Annotated in this window: 19 protein-coding genes; 15 read left to right on the top strand and 4 right to left on the bottom strand. The window is 66.1% G+C overall.

Features of this window, described 5'->3' with window-relative positions:
• Positions 1 to 12: 12 nt before the first annotated feature.
• The 3 genes from ACODS2_RS01425 to ACODS2_RS01415 are packed head-to-tail and all read right to left on the bottom strand — an operon-like array spanning position 13 to position 5,049.
• Positions 13 to 573 (bottom strand): YqgE/AlgH family protein, encoded by a 561-nt coding sequence (locus tag ACODS2_RS01425; RefSeq protein WP_488997260.1) that lies wholly within the window; start codon positions 571 to 573, stop codon positions 13 to 15.
• A complete protein-coding gene (locus ACODS2_RS01420; RefSeq protein WP_488997259.1) occupies positions 570 to 3,317 on the bottom strand; it encodes a [protein-PII] uridylyltransferase in 2,748 nt (915 codons plus the stop codon). Before ACODS2_RS01420 ends, ACODS2_RS01425 begins: the two co-directional genes overlap by 4 nt.
• Positions 3,318 to 3,333: 16 nt before the next feature.
• On the bottom strand, positions 3,334 to 5,049 hold the full coding sequence (locus ACODS2_RS01415) for a class I adenylate-forming enzyme family protein (RefSeq protein ID WP_488997258.1): 1,716 nt from the start codon (positions 5,047 to 5,049) through the stop codon (positions 3,334 to 3,336).
• A gap of 217 nt (positions 5,050 to 5,266) precedes the next feature.
• Here ACODS2_RS01415 and lgt point away from each other — a divergent pair, with 217 nt between their 5' ends.
• The 6 genes from lgt (at position 5,267) to ACODS2_RS01385 (ending at position 10,968) form a co-directional block, all read left to right on the top strand.
• Complete coding sequence (gene lgt / locus ACODS2_RS01410) at positions 5,267 to 6,169, top strand: prolipoprotein diacylglyceryl transferase (RefSeq protein ID WP_488997892.1); 903 nt, start codon at positions 5,267 to 5,269, stop codon at positions 6,167 to 6,169.
• A gap of 21 nt (positions 6,170 to 6,190) precedes the next feature.
• Positions 6,191 to 7,306, top strand: coding sequence for a class I SAM-dependent methyltransferase (locus tag ACODS2_RS01405; RefSeq protein ID WP_488997257.1), 1,116 nt, complete (start codon positions 6,191 to 6,193; stop codon positions 7,304 to 7,306).
• 278 nt (positions 7,307 to 7,584) lie between these two features.
• Complete coding sequence (petA, locus tag ACODS2_RS01400) at positions 7,585 to 8,148, top strand: ubiquinol-cytochrome c reductase iron-sulfur subunit (protein WP_488997256.1); 564 nt, start codon at positions 7,585 to 7,587, stop codon at positions 8,146 to 8,148.
• Between the two features lie 11 nt (positions 8,149 to 8,159).
• Positions 8,160 to 9,452, top strand: a complete 1,293-nt coding sequence (locus tag ACODS2_RS01395) for a cytochrome b (protein ID WP_488997255.1) — start codon at positions 8,160 to 8,162, stop codon at positions 9,450 to 9,452.
• 34 nt (positions 9,453 to 9,486) lie between these two features.
• The gene (locus tag ACODS2_RS01390) at positions 9,487 to 10,323 is read left to right on the top strand and encodes a cytochrome c1 (RefSeq protein ID WP_488997254.1); all 837 of its coding nucleotides are present in this window, start codon (positions 9,487 to 9,489) and stop codon (positions 10,321 to 10,323) included.
• A 108-nt stretch (positions 10,324 to 10,431) separates the two neighbouring features.
• Positions 10,432 to 10,968, top strand: coding sequence for an adenine phosphoribosyltransferase (locus ACODS2_RS01385; protein ID WP_488997253.1), 537 nt, complete (start codon positions 10,432 to 10,434; stop codon positions 10,966 to 10,968).
• 70 nt (positions 10,969 to 11,038) lie between these two features.
• On the opposite strand, the gene ACODS2_RS01380 is transcribed toward ACODS2_RS01385, so the two are convergent.
• Positions 11,039 to 11,683: a YqaA family protein gene (locus ACODS2_RS01380; RefSeq protein ID WP_488997252.1), complete on the bottom strand. Its 645-nt coding sequence runs from the start codon at positions 11,681 to 11,683 to the stop codon at positions 11,039 to 11,041.
• A 265-nt stretch (positions 11,684 to 11,948) separates the two neighbouring features.
• On the opposite strand from ACODS2_RS01380, the gene ACODS2_RS01375 reads away from it, so the two are divergent.
• From ACODS2_RS01375 to ACODS2_RS01335, 9 genes are all read left to right on the top strand, one after another.
• Positions 11,949 to 12,479 (top strand): hypothetical protein, encoded by a 531-nt coding sequence (locus tag ACODS2_RS01375; RefSeq protein WP_298174074.1) that lies wholly within the window; start codon positions 11,949 to 11,951, stop codon positions 12,477 to 12,479.
• Between the two features lie 53 nt (positions 12,480 to 12,532).
• Entirely contained in the window at positions 12,533 to 13,807 is a 1,275-nt protein-coding gene (locus tag ACODS2_RS01370) for a DNA-packaging protein (RefSeq protein WP_488997891.1), read from the top strand.
• A 97-nt stretch (positions 13,808 to 13,904) separates the two neighbouring features.
• Positions 13,905 to 15,068, top strand: a complete 1,164-nt coding sequence (locus ACODS2_RS01365) for a phage portal protein (protein WP_488997251.1) — start codon at positions 13,905 to 13,907, stop codon at positions 15,066 to 15,068.
• A complete protein-coding gene (locus ACODS2_RS01360) occupies positions 15,065 to 15,373 on the top strand; it encodes a DUF6127 family protein (protein WP_298174078.1) in 309 nt (102 codons plus the stop codon). Before ACODS2_RS01365 ends, ACODS2_RS01360 begins: the two co-directional genes overlap by 4 nt.
• Positions 15,370 to 15,828, top strand: coding sequence for an HK97 family phage prohead protease (locus ACODS2_RS01355; protein ID WP_488997250.1), 459 nt, complete (start codon positions 15,370 to 15,372; stop codon positions 15,826 to 15,828). Before ACODS2_RS01360 ends, ACODS2_RS01355 begins: the two co-directional genes overlap by 4 nt.
• A 106-nt stretch (positions 15,829 to 15,934) precedes the next feature.
• On the top strand, positions 15,935 to 17,116 hold the full coding sequence (locus tag ACODS2_RS01350; protein WP_488997249.1) for a phage major capsid protein: 1,182 nt from the start codon (positions 15,935 to 15,937) through the stop codon (positions 17,114 to 17,116).
• A gap of 156 nt (positions 17,117 to 17,272) precedes the next feature.
• A complete protein-coding gene (locus tag ACODS2_RS01345; RefSeq protein WP_488997248.1) occupies positions 17,273 to 17,821 on the top strand; it encodes a head-tail connector protein in 549 nt (182 codons plus the stop codon).
• Positions 17,818 to 17,967, top strand: a complete 150-nt coding sequence (locus ACODS2_RS01340) for a hypothetical protein (protein ID WP_298174087.1) — start codon at positions 17,818 to 17,820, stop codon at positions 17,965 to 17,967. The genes ACODS2_RS01345 and ACODS2_RS01340 overlap by 4 nt, the downstream gene beginning before the upstream one ends.
• Positions 17,968 to 17,979: 12 nt before the next feature.
• Positions 17,980 to 18,375, top strand: a complete 396-nt coding sequence (locus tag ACODS2_RS01335; protein WP_298174090.1) for a DUF3168 domain-containing protein — start codon at positions 17,980 to 17,982, stop codon at positions 18,373 to 18,375.
• Positions 18,376 to 18,379 lie beyond the last annotated feature (4 nt).

Raw genomic sequence — 18,379 nt, 5'->3', positions numbered from 1 at the left:
AATGGGGAGGACCTAGGCCCGGCCGGTCTGGCTGACGAGGTGCGAGGGGTCTATGCCTTCGGCGCGCCAGGTGGCGGCCCAGCGCGCGGCGACGGAGGTTTCGAATAGGATTTCGCTGCGGCCTTGCGCGGCATACCAGCCGTGCTGGCGCATCTCGCCTTCAAGCTGACCCGCGCCCCACCCGGCATATCCGAGCGCGACCAGCCACTTCGAAGGGCCGCGCCCCTCGGCGATCGCGCGCAGCACGTCCATCGAGGCGGAGAGAGCGCAGAGGGGCTGGACCTCCACCGAACCGCTGCCACCCCAATCATTGCTGTGCAGCACGAACCCGCGCGAAGTTTCGACCGGGCCACCATTGAGCACCGGGCCATCGGGCGCCACGCCGGGATCGATGCCGATATCGGTGAGCAGGCTGTGCAGCGTCACGTCCTCGCGCACGCTGCCGATGCCGATCCCCAGCGCGCCGTGTTCATCGTGCACGCACATCGCGATGACGGCACGTTCGAAACGGGGATCGCCCATACCGGGCATGGCGAGGAGGATGCGCCCGGCGAGGTATTGCGCCTCGGTCATGCCGCCGCGGCCTTGGAGCGCCGATCCTCCGCCGCTTCGATCAGGCGCTTTTCGATGGCGCGCATGCGGCTATCCGCCTCCACCTTCTCGCCAAGAACGTCGGTGACGTAGAACGTATCGACGGCGCGCTCGCCATACGTCGCGATGTGGGCGGAGTGGACGACCAGCCGCGCCTCGAAAAGGGCGCGCGCCAGCTGGCTGAGCAGCGCCGGACGGTCGCGCGCGCCAACCTCGATCACGGTGAAGCGATTGGAGGCCTTGTTGTCGAAGATGACGATCGGTTCGACTTCAAACGCTTCGGCGCGCGGACGAGCGGACGGGCGCGCGGCGAGTTGGGGCAGGAGCTTGACCCGATTGGCAAGCGCATCGGCGATCGCGTTCTTGAGGCGGGCGATCTGCGCAGGCTCGTTGAGCGGGCGGCCGAGGGGGTCCTGCACCAGGAAGTTGTCGACCGCGAGCCCGTTGCGCGCGGTGTGGATGCGCGCATCGATGATGTTGCCGCCGGCGAGGTGGATGCCGCCCGCAATCCGGTAGAACAGGCCCGGATGATCGGCGGCGAGCACGGTGACGAGCGTGGCGCCGCGCGCCGCATACCAGTGCGCTTCGACCGTCAGCGGCTCGTCGAGCGAGATGTCCATCTGCTGGAGATTGAGCGCGATGATGTCTTCCGGCTCGGCAATCCAGTAGGCATCGCCAAGCTGCCGACCGACCGTGCCGATCAGCGCGTCGCGTTCCTTGAGCAGAGCGGCGACGGCCTTCTTCTTCGCGGCGATCCGCTCGGCGCGGCCGTGTTGCTTGTGGCCGAGCCGAAGGACTTCCTCGGCAGACATGAACAGATCGCCCAGCAGCTGGCGCTTCCACGAGTTCCAGATACCGGGGCCCACCGCACGGATATCGACGATGGTGAGGATGAGCAGCAGCCGCAGCCGCTCCTGACTCTGCACCCGGCCGGCGAAATCGGCGATGGTCTTGTAGTCGGCCAGGTCGCGCTTGAAGGCGGTGGCACTCATCAGAAGGTGCCAACGCACCAGCCAGGCGACAAGTTCCGTCTCGGCCGGAGACATGCCGAGTCGCGGGCAGAGCTTCATCGCGATCTCGGCACCGAGGATCGAGTGATCGCCGCGCCGCCCTTTGGCGATATCGTGCAGCAAGGTCGCGACGTAGAGCACGCGGCGCGAGGCGACCTTGGAAATGACCTCGGTCGCCATCGGGTGCTGCTCGGTCTCCTCGCCCTTCTCGATGCGCGAGAGCAGGCCGATGGCGCGGATGGTGTGCTCGTCGACCGTGTAGTGGTGGTACATGTCGAACTGCATCTGCGCGACGACGCGGCCGAAATCGGGCACGAAGCGGCCGAAGATCCCCGCCTCGCTCATCCAGCGCAGTACTGTTTCGGGATCGTGGCGGCTGGTGAGCAGTTCCATGAACATCGTGTTGGCGCGCGGATCGCGGCGCACTGACGCGTCGATCAGGCCGGCATCGCGGCGGGCAAGTCGCATCGCTTCGGGATGGATTTCCAGCCCTTCGCGATCGGCAACGAGGAAGATCTCGATCAGCCGGACGGGATCGGTCCGGAAGAAATCATCGCCATCGGCGCCGAGCTTTTCGGCCTGGATCGGAAATGCGCCGATCTTGCGCTTGCGGCGACCGCGCAGCGCCGCGAAGAAGCCGATCTTTGTCTTGGCGAACTGTTCATCGAGCTGGGCAAGGAACATCCCGGTGAGCGAGCCCACCTGCGTTGCCTGCAGGAAGAAGTACTGCATGAACCGCTCGACCGCGCTCTTGCCCGGGCGATCAGCGAAGTTCATGCGGAGAGCCACTTCGCGCTGGAGATCGAAGGTCAGCCGGTCTTCAGCGCGGCCGGTCACCGCATGGAGATGGCAGCGCACCGACCAGAAGAAGTTCTCGGCGCGGCGGAAAGCGCGGTATTCCGCCGCCGTAAGCAGGCCGACGCCGACCAGTTCGCTGGGATCGCGGACCTTGTGGATGTACTTGCCGATCCAGTAGAGCGTGTGCAGATCGCGCAGGCCGCCCTTGCCTTCCTTGACATTCGGCTCGACCACATAGCGGCTGTCGCCCAGCTTCTTGTGCCGCTCATTGCGCTCGCCCAGCTTCTCGGCGACGAACTGGCGCTCTGTGCCGGTGACGACTTCGGCCCAGAAGCGGCGCGAGCCTTCTTCGTAGAGCGCGCGGTCGCCCCAGACATACCGGCCTTCAAGGAGAGCGGTGCGGATGGTGAGATCGCTGCGCGCCATGCGCACCATCTCATCCAGTGAGCGGCTGGACTGGCCGACCTTGAGACCGAGATCCCAGAAGAAATACAGCATCGCCTCGATCACCTGCTCGCACCAGGAAGTGGGCTTGGTGGGGGTAAGGAAAGCGATATCGACATCGGAATGCGGCGCCATCTCGCCGCGCCCGTAGCCGCCGACGGCGACCAGCGCGATGCGTTCGCCGGTCGAGCGGTTGCTGGCGCGGTAGACGTGGCCGACGACATGATCGTGGATCACGCGGACCAGCTGATCGATAAGGAAAGCCTGCCCCTGCGCGCACTCCGCACCGTGCGAGGGCTTCTCGCGCAGGCGCCGGGCAAGTTCCTCCCGGCCCTTGGCGAGCGCCTCACGCAGCAGTTCGACAATCGCGGGCCGGGCCTTGTCGCCCTGCGCCGCGACGCGATCAGCAATGACATCGGCGAGCGCCCGGCGATCGATGATGGCGCGCTGGTTGGGAATCCGGGGGGTGATCATACCCCTTCCCTCTACCCTATCCGGCCTTGCGCGTCTCTTGCCATTGCGCCCCGTAACGCTGCTTGAGGGTGCGTTTGTCCACCTTTTCAGTGCCGAGCCGGGGCAGTGCTTCATGCTCCTGCCAGAAGCGGACCGGAATCTTGAACGCGGCGATGTGCGAGGCAAGGAAGGCGCGCAGGTCGTCGTCAGTCACCGTGCAGCCTTCCTTGGCGAGATAGACCGCGACCGGGACTTCGCCGTAGAGCTCGTCCGGCAGGCCGAACACGCTTGCCTCGGCGACGCCGGGGTGCGCGTAGATCGCGTTTTCGACCTCGATGCAGGCGATGTTCTCGCCGCCGCGGATGATGATGTCCTTCTTGCGGTCGACGATGAAGAGATAGCCCTCGGCATCGAGGTAGCCAAGATCGCCGGTACGGAAGTAGCCATCGGGCATGATCGCCTCGGCGGTCGCCGCCGGGTTGTCCCAATAGCCGAGGAAGTTGGCGACGCTGCGGATCGCCACTTCGCCGAGCTGGCCTTGCGGGACGGGATTGCCGGAATCGTCGAGGATGGCGAGATCCACCAGCGGGCGCGACGCGGTGCCGGTGCTGCCCGGCTTTGCGATATAGTTTTCGTTGAAGTTGCCGCAGCCGACACCGTTGGTTTCGGTGAGGCCATAGCCGAGGATCGGGAAAGCGTGCGGCAGCGCCTTGCGGATGCGGTCGACATGCTCGACCGGGCGCGGTGCGCCGCCGGCCGCGAAGGTGACACAAGTTGAGAGATCGTACTTGTCGTGATCAGGGTGCGTGGCGATCTCGTAGCTCATCAGCGGCACGCCGACGAAGTACGTGACCTTCTCGCGCTCGATCAGCTGCATCGCGGTGACGGCATCCCACTTGGGCATGAGCACCAGCTTGCGGCCGAGCGCATAGGACTGAAGCATCAGCGGCACTTCGCCGGTTACGTGGAACAGCGGCACGTTGACGAGCGCGATCGGCTGGGATCCCGCCGGCGGCGCTTCGCCGCGCGCGGTCATCAGGCTGAGCACCATGACGCTCTGCGCGAGGTAGCTGTAGGTGCCCTGCACGACGCCGCGGTGGTTGGAATAGGCGCCCTTGGACACGCCTGTGGAGCCCGAGGTGAAGAGAATCGTCGCGAGATCGTCCGGTCCGACATCGTGCAGCGGAGTGCTGGCATCCCCGCCCTTGGCGGTGAGCGCGGCAAGGCCTTCTGACGGATGGCAATCGTGGAGCAGCGGAATGATCTCCGCGCCATGTGCGAGGCCGGTGAGGCGTTCGGCGCGCTGGCGATCGGCAATGATCATGCGGCAGCCGACCATGTCGATACCCTGGGCCATCTCCTCGCCCTGCCACCAGCCGTTGATCAGCACTGCGCAGCCACCCGCCATGAGCACCGCCATGTAGGCAACGATCCAGTTGGCCGAATTGCGCGCGGCGATGCCGATACGGTCGCCCTTCTGCAGCCCGTGACCCGCCACCAGGCCGCCAGCGGCAATGCGCGCGGCTTCCAGCGTCTGGGCGAAGGTCAGCCGAACATCGCCATCGACGATGTATTCACGCGCACCGTGAAAGGTGCAGAACTGGGTGAAATAGGCACCCAGGGTGGGCGGGGCCGAAGCGATCATTGGAAGATCGCGGCCGAAAGCCTGAAACGGCGTGGTTGCGAGCATGCCGCCGGGGGCGGTCAGCCCGTCCATAACTTGGGCAAGGTCCCGATCAAGCTGGGTCAACATGGGTCTGCAATCGCTCCTCTCCGCCCAATTTCGGCATGGCCCAGACAATGGGTTACCGGTTTGGGGGCTATCTTGTTATTCGGCCCGTTATTGGGTTTGCTTCCCGGGTTTGCCCTGTGCCAGAAGGCCGCGCAAGGCCGCGGGGCCCGCGGCACAAAACAAAACCATTCTGTTACAAATGCCCTCGTTGGAAATTCTCTAGGGAGCCTGCCCCTTGCTGTCACTATCGGCCGCCGCGGCCGTTGCCGCCGCGGGTCACCAGCCGCTGCATTGGGAGAGCCTCGGCCTCTCTCCGATTGCGCTCGACCTCGGGTTCTTCGCGATCAAGTGGTACAGCCTCGCCTATCTGGTGGGGATCATGCTGGCCTATTTCCAGCTTAGCCGGATGATTCGTCAGCCGGGTGCGCCGCTGGCGCAGCGCCATGCGGACGACCTGTTCTTCTATGCGACGCTCGGCATCATCCTGGGCGGGCGTCTGGGCTATGCCATCTTCTATGCGCCCGAACTGCTGACCGATCCGGCGCGGCTGATCCGGTTGTGGGAAGGTGGCATGAGCTTCCACGGCGGCCTGATCGGCACAGTGGTGGCGATCGCATGGGTATCGTGGCGCGGCGGGCTGAACTTCGTGCGGACCTGCGATTACATCGCGGTCTGCGTGCCACCGGGCCTGTTCTTCGGGCGCTGCGCCAATTTCGTGAACGGAGAGCTCTGGGGCCGCGTGACCGACTCGAAGATGCCGTGGGTGATGGTGTTCCCCGGCGCCGGAGCCATGCCGCGCCATCCCAGCCAGCTTTACGAAGCGCTGCTCGAGGGCATTGTCCTCGGCCTTGTGCTGTTCGTGCTCTTCTGGCGCACCCGCGCGCGCTGGCGGCCGGGCCTGCTCGTTGGCATTTTCGGGCTGGGCTATGCGCTGGCCCGCTTCACAGTGGAGTTCTACCGCGAGCCTGACGTGCAACTGCATGACTTCGCCATGCGCACCGGCCTCTCAATGGGTCAGTGGCTCACGCTGCCGATGATGGCAATCGGCCTCGGCCTGGCGTTCCGCGCGCTGGTGAGCCCGCCGCTGGCGGTGACGATCCAGCCGACCGGGCAGCCGGCGGGGCAAACCGTCGTATCCTGAGCGCGGCGCGGAGCGGCGACGATGACGGGCGATGAGCGCGATGCGCCGGGCGGGCTGGCGGCCGTTTTCGCCCGGCTGATCGCGGCGACAGGGCCGATTTCCATCGCGCACTACATGGCCGAGGCCAACGCCCGCTACTATGCCTCGCGCGATCCCTTCGGCACGGCGGGGGACTTCGTGACGGCTCCCGAGATCAGCCAGATGTTCGGCGAGCTGATCGGATTGTGGCTGGCAGATATCTGGCAGCGCGCCGGATGCCCCGACGGGGTGTGCTATGTGGAGCTTGGGCCCGGGCGCGGAACGCTTGCGCGCGATGCCTTGCGCGCGGCATCCCGCGCAGGTCTCGTCCCCGAAGTTCATTTCGTCGAAACCAGCCCCGCGCTGCGGGGATTCCAGCGCGCGGCGCATCCCGGTGCGGTGTGGCATGACGATCTTTCGACTTTGCCGGCCGACCGACCGCTGCTGCTCGTCGCCAACGAATTCCTCGATGCACTGCCCGTGCGGCAACTGGTGCGAACGGCGGGTGGCTGGCGCGAGCGCATGGTGGGGCTGAATGCGGCCGGGGCATTCATTCCGGTAGCAGGGACGCGGCCGATGGATGCAGCGGTGCCGGACAGTTTTGCGCAGGCTGGCGAAGGAGCCATCGTGGAAACCTGCCCAGCAGCGGCGGCGGTGGTGCAGGAGGTGGCCGGTCGGCTTGCTTCACAAGGCGGCGCGGCGCTGTTCATCGACTATGGCTATGCCGAGCCGCAGCTGGGCAGCACGTTGCAGGCCGTGCGCGCCCATCAGAAGGTGAACGTGTTTGCCGAGCCCGGCGAGGCCGACCTCACTGCCCATGTCGACTTCGGCACAGTGGCGCAGGTGGCCGAGCAGGCGGGTGCACGCTGGCTGGGGACAAGCGGGCAGGGCGCATGGCTTGCCGCGCTCGGGATCGGTGCGCGGGCGGGCAGCCTTGCGAGAGCGGCGCCACATGCGGCGGACGCGATCGAGGCCGCGACGATCCGTCTGACCGCGCCGGCGGAAATGGGCACATTGTTCAAGGTGATGGGCCTTGCCGCGCCGGGATGGCCCGATGGGGCAGGCCTCAACCGGGTCAGCCCTGCCACGACTGATCGAGACTCCACCGCGCTGCCGTGAGACCGGTCTTGCGAATGACTTGCAATAATCATTCAAGTCACTGTTAAAAATGCGATTAGGCGCCTTGCATCCACGGCAAAATGCTTGTTGGCAAAGCAGCGCCTTTGCGTCTATCAGGCGCGCCCAAGGGGACCTGACTCTCGCGATTTAGCGGGGCTGGTGCGGTATGGCTGGGCGAGCGTCCCTTTGGGCACTTTCCCGCCAGATCGGTGTGGGACATTTTAGGACACGCTATCGCGCCCGATCCGTGGCGGCGGCAGCGCAGGCAGGGAATGGCAATGGCTGAACAAGCAAGCATCGCTGAAGCGACCATGACTGGCGAAGGTGTACGGCGGCGTGATTTCATCAATATCGCTGCGGTGAGCTTCGCAGGCGTCGGCGGTCTCGCCGCGCTCTATCCGCTGATTTCGCAAATGGCACCCTCGGCCGACGTGCTGGCCGAGAGCTCGACCGAAATCGATATCTCGGCAATCGCGCCGGGTCAGGCGATCAAGGCCGTGTGGCGCAAGCAGCCGGTCTTCATCCGCAATCTGACGCCCGAGGAAATCAAGGCGGCCGATGCGGTCGATGTGGCCAGCCTGCGCGATCCGCAGACACTGGAACAGCGCACGACCGCGAACAAGACCAACTGGCTGATCACCATGGGCGTCTGCACTCACTTGGGCTGCGTGCCGCTCGGCGCCGGCGAGGGTGAGGTCAAGGGCGAGTTCGGGGGCTATTTCTGCCCCTGCCACGGCTCGGTCTACGATACCGCGGCCCGCATCCGCAAAGGCCCGGCACCCAAGAACCTTGAGGTGCCCCCCCATGAATTCTCTTCCGACACTGTCGTGAAGATCGGCTGAGGACTGACACGATGAGCTTTCCCTGGGCGAACGAATACAAGCCGACCAACCCGCTGATGCAGTGGGTTGACAACCGGCTTCCCCTCCCCCGCTTTGTCTACAACGCCGTGGGCGCCGGCTATCCGGTCCCGCGCAACCTGAACTACATGTGGAACTTCGGCGTGCTCGCCGGCTTTGCGCTGGTTCTGCAGATCGTGACGGGCGTTGTCCTTGCCATGCACTACGCCGCGAATGCCGGCGTGGCGTTCGATAGCGTCGAGCACATCATGCGCGACGTGAACTGGGGCTGGATGCTCCGTTATGCCCACGCCAACGGCGCGAGCATGTTCTTCATCGTGGTCTACACCCACATCTTCCGCGGCTTCTTCTACTCATCGTACAAGGCCCCGCGCGAGATGATCTGGCTGCTGGGCGTCGTGATCTTCCTGCTCATGATGGCGACCGCCTTCATGGGTTACGTGCTTCCCTGGGGCCAGATGAGCTTCTGGGGCGCCAAGGTGATCACCGGCCTGTTCTCGGCGATTCCGCTGGTCGGCACGCCGCTGCAGGAATGGCTGCTGGGCGGTTTCGCACCGGACAACGCCGCGCTCAACCGCTTCTTCTCGCTGCACTTCCTGCTGCCCTTCGTGATCCTGGGTGTGATCATCCTGCACGTCTGGGCGCTGCACATCCCGGGCTCGTCGAACCCGACCGGCGTGGAAGTGAAGCAGGAATCGGACACCGTGCCGTTCCACCCCTACTACACCGCCAAGGACGGCTTCGGCCTGGGCATCTTCCTGATGCTCTACTGCGCGCTGGTGTTCTTCGCGCCGAACCTGCTGGGCCATCCGGACAACTACATCCCGGCGAACCCGCTCTCGACCCCGGCGCACATCGTTCCTGAATGGTACTTCTGGCCGTTCTACGCGATCCTGCGCGCCTTCACCTCGGACTTCATGTTCATCCCGGCGAAGCTGATGGGCGTCCTCGCGATGTTCAGCGCGATCCTGGTGTGGTTCTTCCTGCCCTGGCTCGACACGAGCCCGGTCCGTTCGGGCCACTACCGTCCGCTGTTCCGCAAGTTCTTCTACCTGCTCGTCGTGGACGTGCTGGTGCTGGGCTACTGCGGCGGTGCACCGGCGGCAGAACCCTACGTCATGATCTCGCAGATCGCGTCGATGTACTACTTCCTGCACTTCCTCGTGATCCTGCCGGTCGTCTCGTCGATCGAAACGCCGCAGCCGCTGCCGTTCTCGATCACCGAGGCCGTGCTGGGCAAGGACGAACACGCCGCCCTCTCTCCTGCAACCCCGGCTGTCGCCTGAGCCTGCCAACCCGGCACATCCAAAGGGAAACCTCATGGTCCGTCTATTTGGCCCGCTCGTTGGCCTCTTCTTCGCAGTCGCGCTGCTCTGGTCGTTCGGAAACGGCGCCTATAACGCAGTGACCCAGCCCTCTCCGCCCACCGCGGAAGCGCTGTTCCACAAGCATCCGAAGGAAGTCGCGTTCTCGTTCGACAGCGCCTTCGGCACGTTCGACAAGGCGCAGCTTCAGCGCGGCTTCAAGGTTTACCAGGAAGTCTGCTCGAACTGCCACAGCCTGAAGCAGGTGGCGTTCCGTGACCTGACCCAGCTGGGCTACAACGAGGCCGAAGTGAAGGCGATCGCGAAGAACTGGGGCAACAAGGCCCAGACCTTCGATCCCAAGACCGGTGACCGCGGCGATCGTCCGAACCTGCCTTCGGACCACTTCCCGCCGGTGTACTACGCCGGTCAGGGCGTGCCGCCGGATCTCTCTCTCGTCGCGAAGTCGCGTCATGGCGGTGCGCAGTACATCCACTCGCTGCTGACGGGCTATGTCGACCAGGCTGGCTACAAGAATGAAGCGGGCCAGGAACTGCTCAAGATGTTCCCGGATGCGAAGACGCCCGATGGGCTGTACTTCAACCCCTACTTCGCCAACCTGAACCTTGCGATGCCGGCCCCGCTGGTGAGCGACGGGCAGGTGACCTACAGCGACGGCAAGACTGCCACGGTCGACCAGATGGCGATGGACGTCTCGGCGTTCCTGACCTGGACCGCCGAACCGAAGCTCGACAAGCGCAAGCAGACGGGCTGGCCGGTGCTGGGCTTCCTGCTGGCGGCCACGGTCCTTGCCTACCTTGCCAAGCGGAACGTCTGGGCTGACAAGCACTAAGCTTTCCGGCACTAAGCTTTCCGGCACTGATCTTTCCAATCAGGGTAACAAACAAAGGCCACCGGCAACGGTGGCCTTTTTTGTGGGCGGGGCTATGGAGGGCACGCCATGACCGAGGACGAAATCAAGGCGCTTGTGCGCACGGTGCCCGACTTCCCTGCCAAGGGAATCCTGTTTCGCGACGTAACGACGCTGATCAGCCACGGTGAGGGATTTGCCGCCTGCATCGCCCATCTGGCGCGGTTGGCGGCGGCAGCCGGGGCAGAGGTGATCGCCGGCATGGAGGCGCGCGGCTTCATCTTCGGCGCGGCGGTGGCGGCACACATGCGACTTGGCTTCGTGCCAGTGCGCAAGCCGGGCAAGCTGCCGGTGCGCACCGTGGGCATCGACTATGCGCTGGAGTATGGCCGGGACCGGCTGGAGATCGATCCGGGCGCAATCGAGAAGGGTGCGAGGGTGGTGATCGTCGACGACCTCATCGCCACCGGAGGAACCGCTCTGGCAGCGACCGAGTTGCTGCGCGGCGCAGGTGCGCGGGTGGACCATGCGCTGTTCGTGATCGACTTGCCGGACTTGCACGGTGCAGAGCGCCTGCGGGGCGCCGGTGTGACCGTGGAAGCGCTGATGGATTTTCCGGGGCACTGACGCCCCGGTAAGGCCGCTTTACAAGTTCTGCGCCCCGCCCGCATCGGGCGAGAGCCTGAGGGCGACGCGATCAGAAGTTGGCGAGCGTAGCCGTGGCGCAGCGGACAGCCTCAGGATCAGTACCGCTGCTGCCGCCGGTCAGCATGCCGGCAAGCACGAATCCGCCGACGACGAAAATCACGAAGCCGATGGTCACAAGCCCAAGGTACTTGTCGATCACGCGCTTGATCGGGGCGCCGAACAGCTGGAACAGCCCGCCGACGATCATGAAGCTGATCGAACGGCTGATGATGCTGGCGAAAAGGAACGTCACCAACGACATCTTGATGAAACCGGCGCTGATCGTGATCAGCTTGAACGGTATCGGCAAGACGCCCTTGACGATGATGATCTCCCAGCCGTGGGCGCGCAGATAGCAGGCTGCCTGCGGAAAGCTTTCAGCCAGGTGGAGCATTTCGAGCAGCTGCTTGCCGACGCTGGCGAAGAGGAAATAGCCGATCGCATAGCCCAGCAAGCCGCCAAGCACGGACCCGGCCGTGGCGATCGCGGAGAAACGCACCGCCTTCTTCGGTTCGGCAAGGCACATGACCCCGAGCAGAGGGTGCGGCGGCACAGGGAAGAAGCTGGCTTCCATGGCAGAGAACAACGCCAGCCACACTTCGGCAAGCGGGTGCGTGGCCTTAGCCAAGGTCCAATTATAAAGGCTGCGAAGCATTGGGCTGGGTACTCGACTGATCAAACGTGCGCCTGCGGGCAGAATCGGGACAAGTCCCGCGGCCGTTCCCTAGCAACGCAATCCAAACATTCCCTAAGCGAGCACGCGCCAAAGTGCTAGGGGGCGCAGAGCTTAACCATATAGGTACAAATTCCTTGACATCGTCACGCTGTTTGAGTACATAACAGGAACATCGCGAAAGACCGAGTCGCCGCCCCGGCAGCGGACCGGTCGGTGCTCCCCCTCCCCCAGCGACGGAAACCTCATGGCCCAGCGACCCAATGCGCCGAAGCCGCGCACCGCCGCCCCTGCGCGTCGTGCCAGATCGGACAGCACCCCCAAGTGGGCCGGCGTCTTCCTGGCCGCGCTTGCGGATACCTCTAACGTCGCTGCGGCGGCCCGCGCGGCGTCCATCGATGTTTCGACTGCGTATAACCGCCGGCGGCATAATCACGAATTCAACCGAGAGTGGCAGGTGGCGCTCTGCGAAGGCTACGACAACCTCGAGATGGAGCTGCTCTGCCGGCTCCGCACTGGCGAAGTGAAGCCTGCCGCCGGCGCCAAGAAGGGCAACCGGACGTTCGACAATGCCACGGCGTTCCGCCTGCTGGCCGCGCACCGCGAATCGACCACGCGCGAACGTGCGCAGCGCCAGCATACGAGCGCGGAGGAAATCCGGGCTGCGATCGATCGCAAGGTCGATGAACTGCGCCGCCGGGTGATGGAGGCCAAGGCACAGCGCGAGGCTGCGGCGCTGGCAGCCGGGATCCTGCCCAAGCCGCAGGATCCCGCGTGAGGTCCGACCGGCTGGACTTTCTGCGCCATGACGAGGACCGACTCGCCCATGCGCTGCCGGATTGGCTCAACGAGAGCGAACGAAACGCGGTGCTGGCGGACTGGTCGCTGTGGGCCCGCGCCTCGCAGCTGCCGCCGCCGGGCGACTGGCGGGTGTGGCTGATCATGGCAGGGCGCGGGTTCGGCAAGACGCGCGCCGGGGCGGAATGGGTGCGGATGGTGGCCGAAAGCGACCATTCCGCACGGATCGCGCTGGTGGCTTCCTCCTTGCACGAAGCGCGCAGCGTGATGGTGGAGGGTGAGAGCGGCCTGATGGCTGTGAGCCCGCCGCACCTGAGGCCGCGCTATGAGCCATCGCTGCGCCGGATCGTATGGCCCGGCGGGGCGCAGGCGCTGCTTTACTCGGCGGCGGAAGCCGAGGCCTTACGCGGGCCGCAGCATAGCCACGCCTGGTGCGACGAGATTGCCAAGTGGGACGACAACCAGGGGCAAGCCCGGCGGTGCTGGGACAACCTGATGCTGGGCCTGCGGCTGGGGAGCGCACCACAGATCGTGGCGACGACGACACCGCGCGCGGTGCCGCTGGTCAGGCGGCTGGTGGCGCAGGTCGGCGCGGACGACGATGTCGTGCTGACGCGCGGTTCAACGCTGGAGAATGAGGCCAACCTGCCGGGTCGATTCCTTGCCGATGTGACGCGCGAATTCGGCGGGACGCTGCTGGGGCGGCAGGAACTGGAGGGCGAGCTGATCGATGATCTGCCCGGCGCGCTGTGGACGCGCGGGCTGATCGAGACTTGCCGCGACACCGGCGCGGCTCCGGCGATGACGCGCGTGATCGTGGGAGTCGATCCACCGGCCAGCGCCGAAGGCGACGCCTGCGGGATCGTGGTTTGCGGGCTGGGCGACGACGGTGTGGCGCGCGTGCTGGCAGACGCATCGGTCGAGAAAGCCAGCCCGGAGCGGTGGGCCCGTGCGGTGGCCGAAACGGCACGAGCGTGGTCTGCCGACCGCGTGGTGGCCGAGGCCAACCAAGGCGGGGCGATGGTGGGAGCCGTGCTGCGGGCGGCGAATGCCACGCTGCCGCTGCGGCTGGTGCACGCAACGCGGGGGAAAACAGCGCGGGCCGAGCCGGTCGCGGCACTCTATGAAGCCGGGCGGGTGCGCCATGCCGGCTTCTTCGCGCGGCTGGAGGACGAACTGTGCGGTCTTCTGCCGGGCGGAACCTATCAGGGTCCCGGCCGATCACCGGACCGGGCCGATGCCTGTGTCTGGGCGCTGACCGAGTTGATGCTCGGCCGCGCTGGAGAGCCGCGCATCTGGATTGATTAAGAGACCAGTGCCCGAATTCGGGGGAACACGCCCACCCCCAGCCCCTCCCGCAAGCCGGAGGGGAGATCATCGCTTCGAGCGTTTTGAAAGGCTGGACATGTCGATTTTGCAAAGCCTCGCGGCCGCCTTCAAGGGCGCCGCGGTAACCGACCGTGCGCCTCTGGCACGCGGGTTCATTTCCCCCTGGGCCGAGGCGTTTCAATGGCGCGGCGGCGAGGCGCGAGGGCCGCTCAACTATCCGGCCGCAATCCGCGAGGCCTATCTGAAGAACCCGGTTGCGCAGCGCGCCGTGCGGCTGGTGGCCGAGGGTGTGGGCAGCGCGCCGCTTTCTGCATCGGACCCGGGACTGGTCCGGCTCGTCGGCGCGACCAGCGCGGGGCAGGCGCTGCTCGAGACGCTGGCGAGCCAGCTGCTGCTGCACGGCAATGGCTATGTGCAGGTGCTGCGCGATGCTGATGGCCAGCCCGCCGAACTCTTTGCACTGCGGCCCGAGCGGGTGCGGATCGTGCCCGACAGCAAGGGCTGGCCGGCGGCGTTCACCTACACTTTGGGCGAGACGACGCTGCAGATCGATGCGGTGGACGAGTTCGGCCAGCCCAACCTCATTCACATCCGCGCCTTTCACCCCTCAGACGATCATTATGGCGCAGGCTGCCTTGAGGCGGCGGACGAGGCCGTGGCGATCCACAATGCCGCCGCGCGGTGGAACCGGGCGCTGCTGGACAACGCGGCGCGGCCTTCCGGTGCGCTGGTCTATGACCCCGGCGAGCCGGGTGCGGCGCTGAGCGCCGACCAGTTCGAACGGATCAAGACCGAGCTGGCGGCAGCGTTTTCGGGCGAAACCAATGCCGGACGCCCGATGCTGCTGGAAGGCGGGCTCAAGTGGCAGACGCTGGCGCTGAGCCCCGCGGACATGGACTTTGCCACGCTGAAGGCAGCGGCGGCGCGGGATATCGCTCTCGCCTTCGGCGTGCCGCCGATGCTGCTCGGGCTGCCGGGCGATAACACGTACGCCAATTACCGCGAGGCCAATCGCGCGCTGTGGCGGCTCACGCTGTTGCCGCTGGCGGGCAAGATTCTGGATGCACTCGCCGAGGGGTTGGCGCCCTGGTTCGCGGATGCGCGGCTGGCGGTCGAACTCGATCGGGTGCCGGCACTGGCCGAGGACCGGCAGGCATTGTGGTCGCAGGTGACGGCGGCGGATTTCCTGACACCTGCCGAAAAGCGGCAGATGCTCGGCATTGCGGAGAAGCTGGCATGAGACGCGAGGACATGCTGGCCGGGCTGCTGGCGCAGGCCGGGAGCGAAGGCTCTGAACTGATCACACTCAGGGCCGTGGTCGAAGAAGCAAGCGAGCTGGGAGCGGCGCGGGCGCTTGAGCAGATGGGCCTTGCCGACGAAACCGCGCATGAGGACCTCGCCGAACTGCGCGAACTGTTGCGGGCGTGGCGGGACGCGAAGGCGAGCGCCTGGAAGGCCGTGGTCGGCTGGGTGGTGCGCGGGCTGCTCGCGCTGCTGCTACTGGGCATCGCGGTGCGGCTCGGATCCGAGGATGTGCTGCGATGAGCGGCGCTTCGGAGCCGGCGCCTCCGGCCCTTCGCTTTGCGGGTTACGCCGCCGTCTTCGGCAAGCGCGACAGCGGCGGTGATGTGATCCTGCCGGGCGCATTTGCCGAAACGCTGGCGGCGCGCAAGGAGGCGGGCGTGCGGCTGCCCCTGCTATGGCAGCACCGCACCGGCCAGCGGATCGGCTGGGTCGATCTTGCCGAGGAAGACCGGCACGGCCTGCGCGTGATCGCTTCGCTTTCGCCCGGTGCTGGCCCTGCCGCCAAGGCTCTGGCGGCAGGGGCGGTGAATGGTCTCTCGTTCGGATATCGGGTGCGCGATGCCGCACCGCAGGGCAGCGGGCGCGAACTGCGCAGCATCGACCTGATCGAAGTCAGCCTGGTGACCCGGCCCATGCAGCAACTGGCCCGGGTCCACTATGTCGACAGCAATGGCGGCCGATTGGCGCCGGCGTAACCTCCAAGTCTTCGTAACCCCAACATTTTCGTGAACCCCGAAACGGCCGCCGCGGAGCGTGAGGCCCCGCAATGACGGCCGCCATCAAGAAAGGACGTTCGGTTCCATGGACATCAACACCCCCGAAAGTGCCATGAGCGGCGCAATCGAGACCAAGGCCGACGCGTTCGACGCGTCGTTCGACATCGCGCTGCGGCAGGATGAGGCGGCCGCCGCAATCGAGGCGCTGCGCGGCGACATTGCCGAAGTGAAGGGCCGGCTCGACAAGGTGAACCGCGCGGCGGTGCGGCCGGTGATCGGCAGCGCGGCAGATGGCGCGCTGGAAGCTTCGCCGGAGCTCAAGGGCTTTGTCGATGGCTATCTGCGCATGGGCCGGGAGACCGAGCTCAAGGGCTTCTCGATCGCTTCGCCGGCGGATGGCGGCTTCACCGTTCCGCGTACGATCGATACCGAGATCGCACGCCGCTTGCTCAAGATGAGCCCGGTGCGCAGCGTGGCCAATGTGGTGCAGACCAGCACCAGCGGTTTCCGCCGCCTGATCTCGATCGGCGGTACGGCGTCTGGCTGGGCCAGCGAAACCGGCGCGCGTACCGAAACGGCAAGCCCCAAGTTCGCCGAGATCGTGCCGCCGTTGGGCGAGCTCTACGCCAATCCCTCGGCCACGCAGCAGATGCTCGACGATGCCGCGTTCGATGTGAGCAACTGGCTGGCAGGTGAAATTGCCAGCGAGTTCGCCCGTGCCGAAGGCGCCGCCTTCATCAACGGCACCGGCACCAACCAGCCGCGCGGCTTCCTCACCGGGCCGACCGCCGCGCAGAGCGATGCGGCGCGCGCTTTCGGCACGCTGCAGTTCATCGCATCGGGCAATGCCAATGCGTTTGACACGACGCCGGAAGCGAAGCTGATCGACATGGTCTTCGCGATGAAGGCCGCGCTGCGCCAGGGCGCGGTGTGGATGATGAATTCGACAACGCTGGCGACGGTGCGCAAGTTCAAGGCGGCCGATGGCTCGTTCCTGTGGCAGGCGGGCATCGTCGATGGCCAGCCGAGCCGGCTGCTGGGCTATCCGGTGATCGAGGCCGAAGACATGCCCGATATCGGTGCGGGCAGCTTCCCGATCGCGTTCGGCAACTTCAAGGCCGGTTACCTCATCGCCGAACGCACCGCGACGACGATCCTGCGCGATCCCTACACCAACAAGCCCTACGTGCAGTTCTATGCGACGCGCCGCGTCGGTGGTCAGCTGCTCGATAGCGACGCGATCAAGCTGCTCAAGATTTCGACCTGAACGAGGCAGGCCTGACTGGTTGAGGCCTGAATGGTTGAGGGCTGGCGCGAAATCCCCTGTCGCGCCGGCCCCGCGTCCGCGGCGGTTCCCCTCACGCCGCGGACGCCCCTTTTTCCTGCCCTGGATGTTTCCATCCCCCGAACACCGGAGATTGCCATGAAGCGGGCAATAACCGCGCCGCCGACACTGGCACCGACGGCGCTCGCCGAACTCAAGGCATGGCTTGGCATCAGCACGACGCGCGATGACGCGGAGCTGACAGGTCTGATCAAGACCGCGCTGGAGTTGTGCGAAGGATTTATCGGCACGATGCCGCTGGTATCAGGCTGCGAGGAAGTGCTGCAGGCTTGTGGTGACTGGCAATCGCTGGCGACCCGGCCAGTCAAGGCGATCACCGGCGTGCTGGCGATTGCGGCTGATGGCACCCGATCTGCGCTGGCGGCGACCGACTACGATATCGACATCGACGCCGAAGGCACCGGGCGCATGCGGCTCGCGCGGCCGATCGAGCAGACCCGTGTTGCCGTGAGGTTCACCGCCGGAATGGCAGAAGGGTGGGACACGCTGCCCTATGCGATCCAGCAGGGTCTGGTGCGCTGGGCCGCATACCAGCACCGCGCGCGGGACAATGACAAGGCCATGGCCGGGCCGCCGGCCTCGGTGGCGGCGCTGTGGCGGCCCTGGCGGCGGATGCGCATCGCATGAGCGGAACTGGCAGCAACTTTGCCCAGGTGCAGCAGCAGCTGATCGCCGCCGCGCGCCGCATCGCCGAAGCCCGGGCCGCCAGCCGCCCCGCACCGGACAACACGGCCAACTGGCGGTCCGCGCGGTGGCTGTGGCCCTTGCTGTGACAGGAGTGAGCAATGGAACTGGCTTTTCGTGCCGCAGTTATTGCCTGGCTCGCCGCTGATCCGACGCTGGCGGACGGACTGAACGCGATTGTCGAGGAAGCGCCGATCAAGACCGCGCTGCCCTGGCTGGCGCTGACAGCGAGCGCAAGCACCGACTGGAGCAACAAGAGCCTGCGTGGACGCGAAATCCGCGTGGCGCTCGAGCTCAACTACCGCGGCTATGCGCAACTGGCGGAGACCGATCTGATCGGCGCCATCGAAGCGCGGATGGAAAGCCTGCCTGCCGACCAGAGCGCAGCCGGATTCCGGATCGCCAGCCTGACGTTCCTCAAGGCCCGCGCCGAGCAGCGCGGCGAGGCGCTGCGCTCGCTCGTGCTCGAATACCGGGCGCGGGTGCTGGCTGCCTGAACGC

It is taken from the genome of Novosphingobium sp. FG137 (assembly GCF_057809735.1).
Note: the sequence above shows the minus strand (reverse complement) of the source record. Positions and strands in the feature narration are given on the sequence as shown.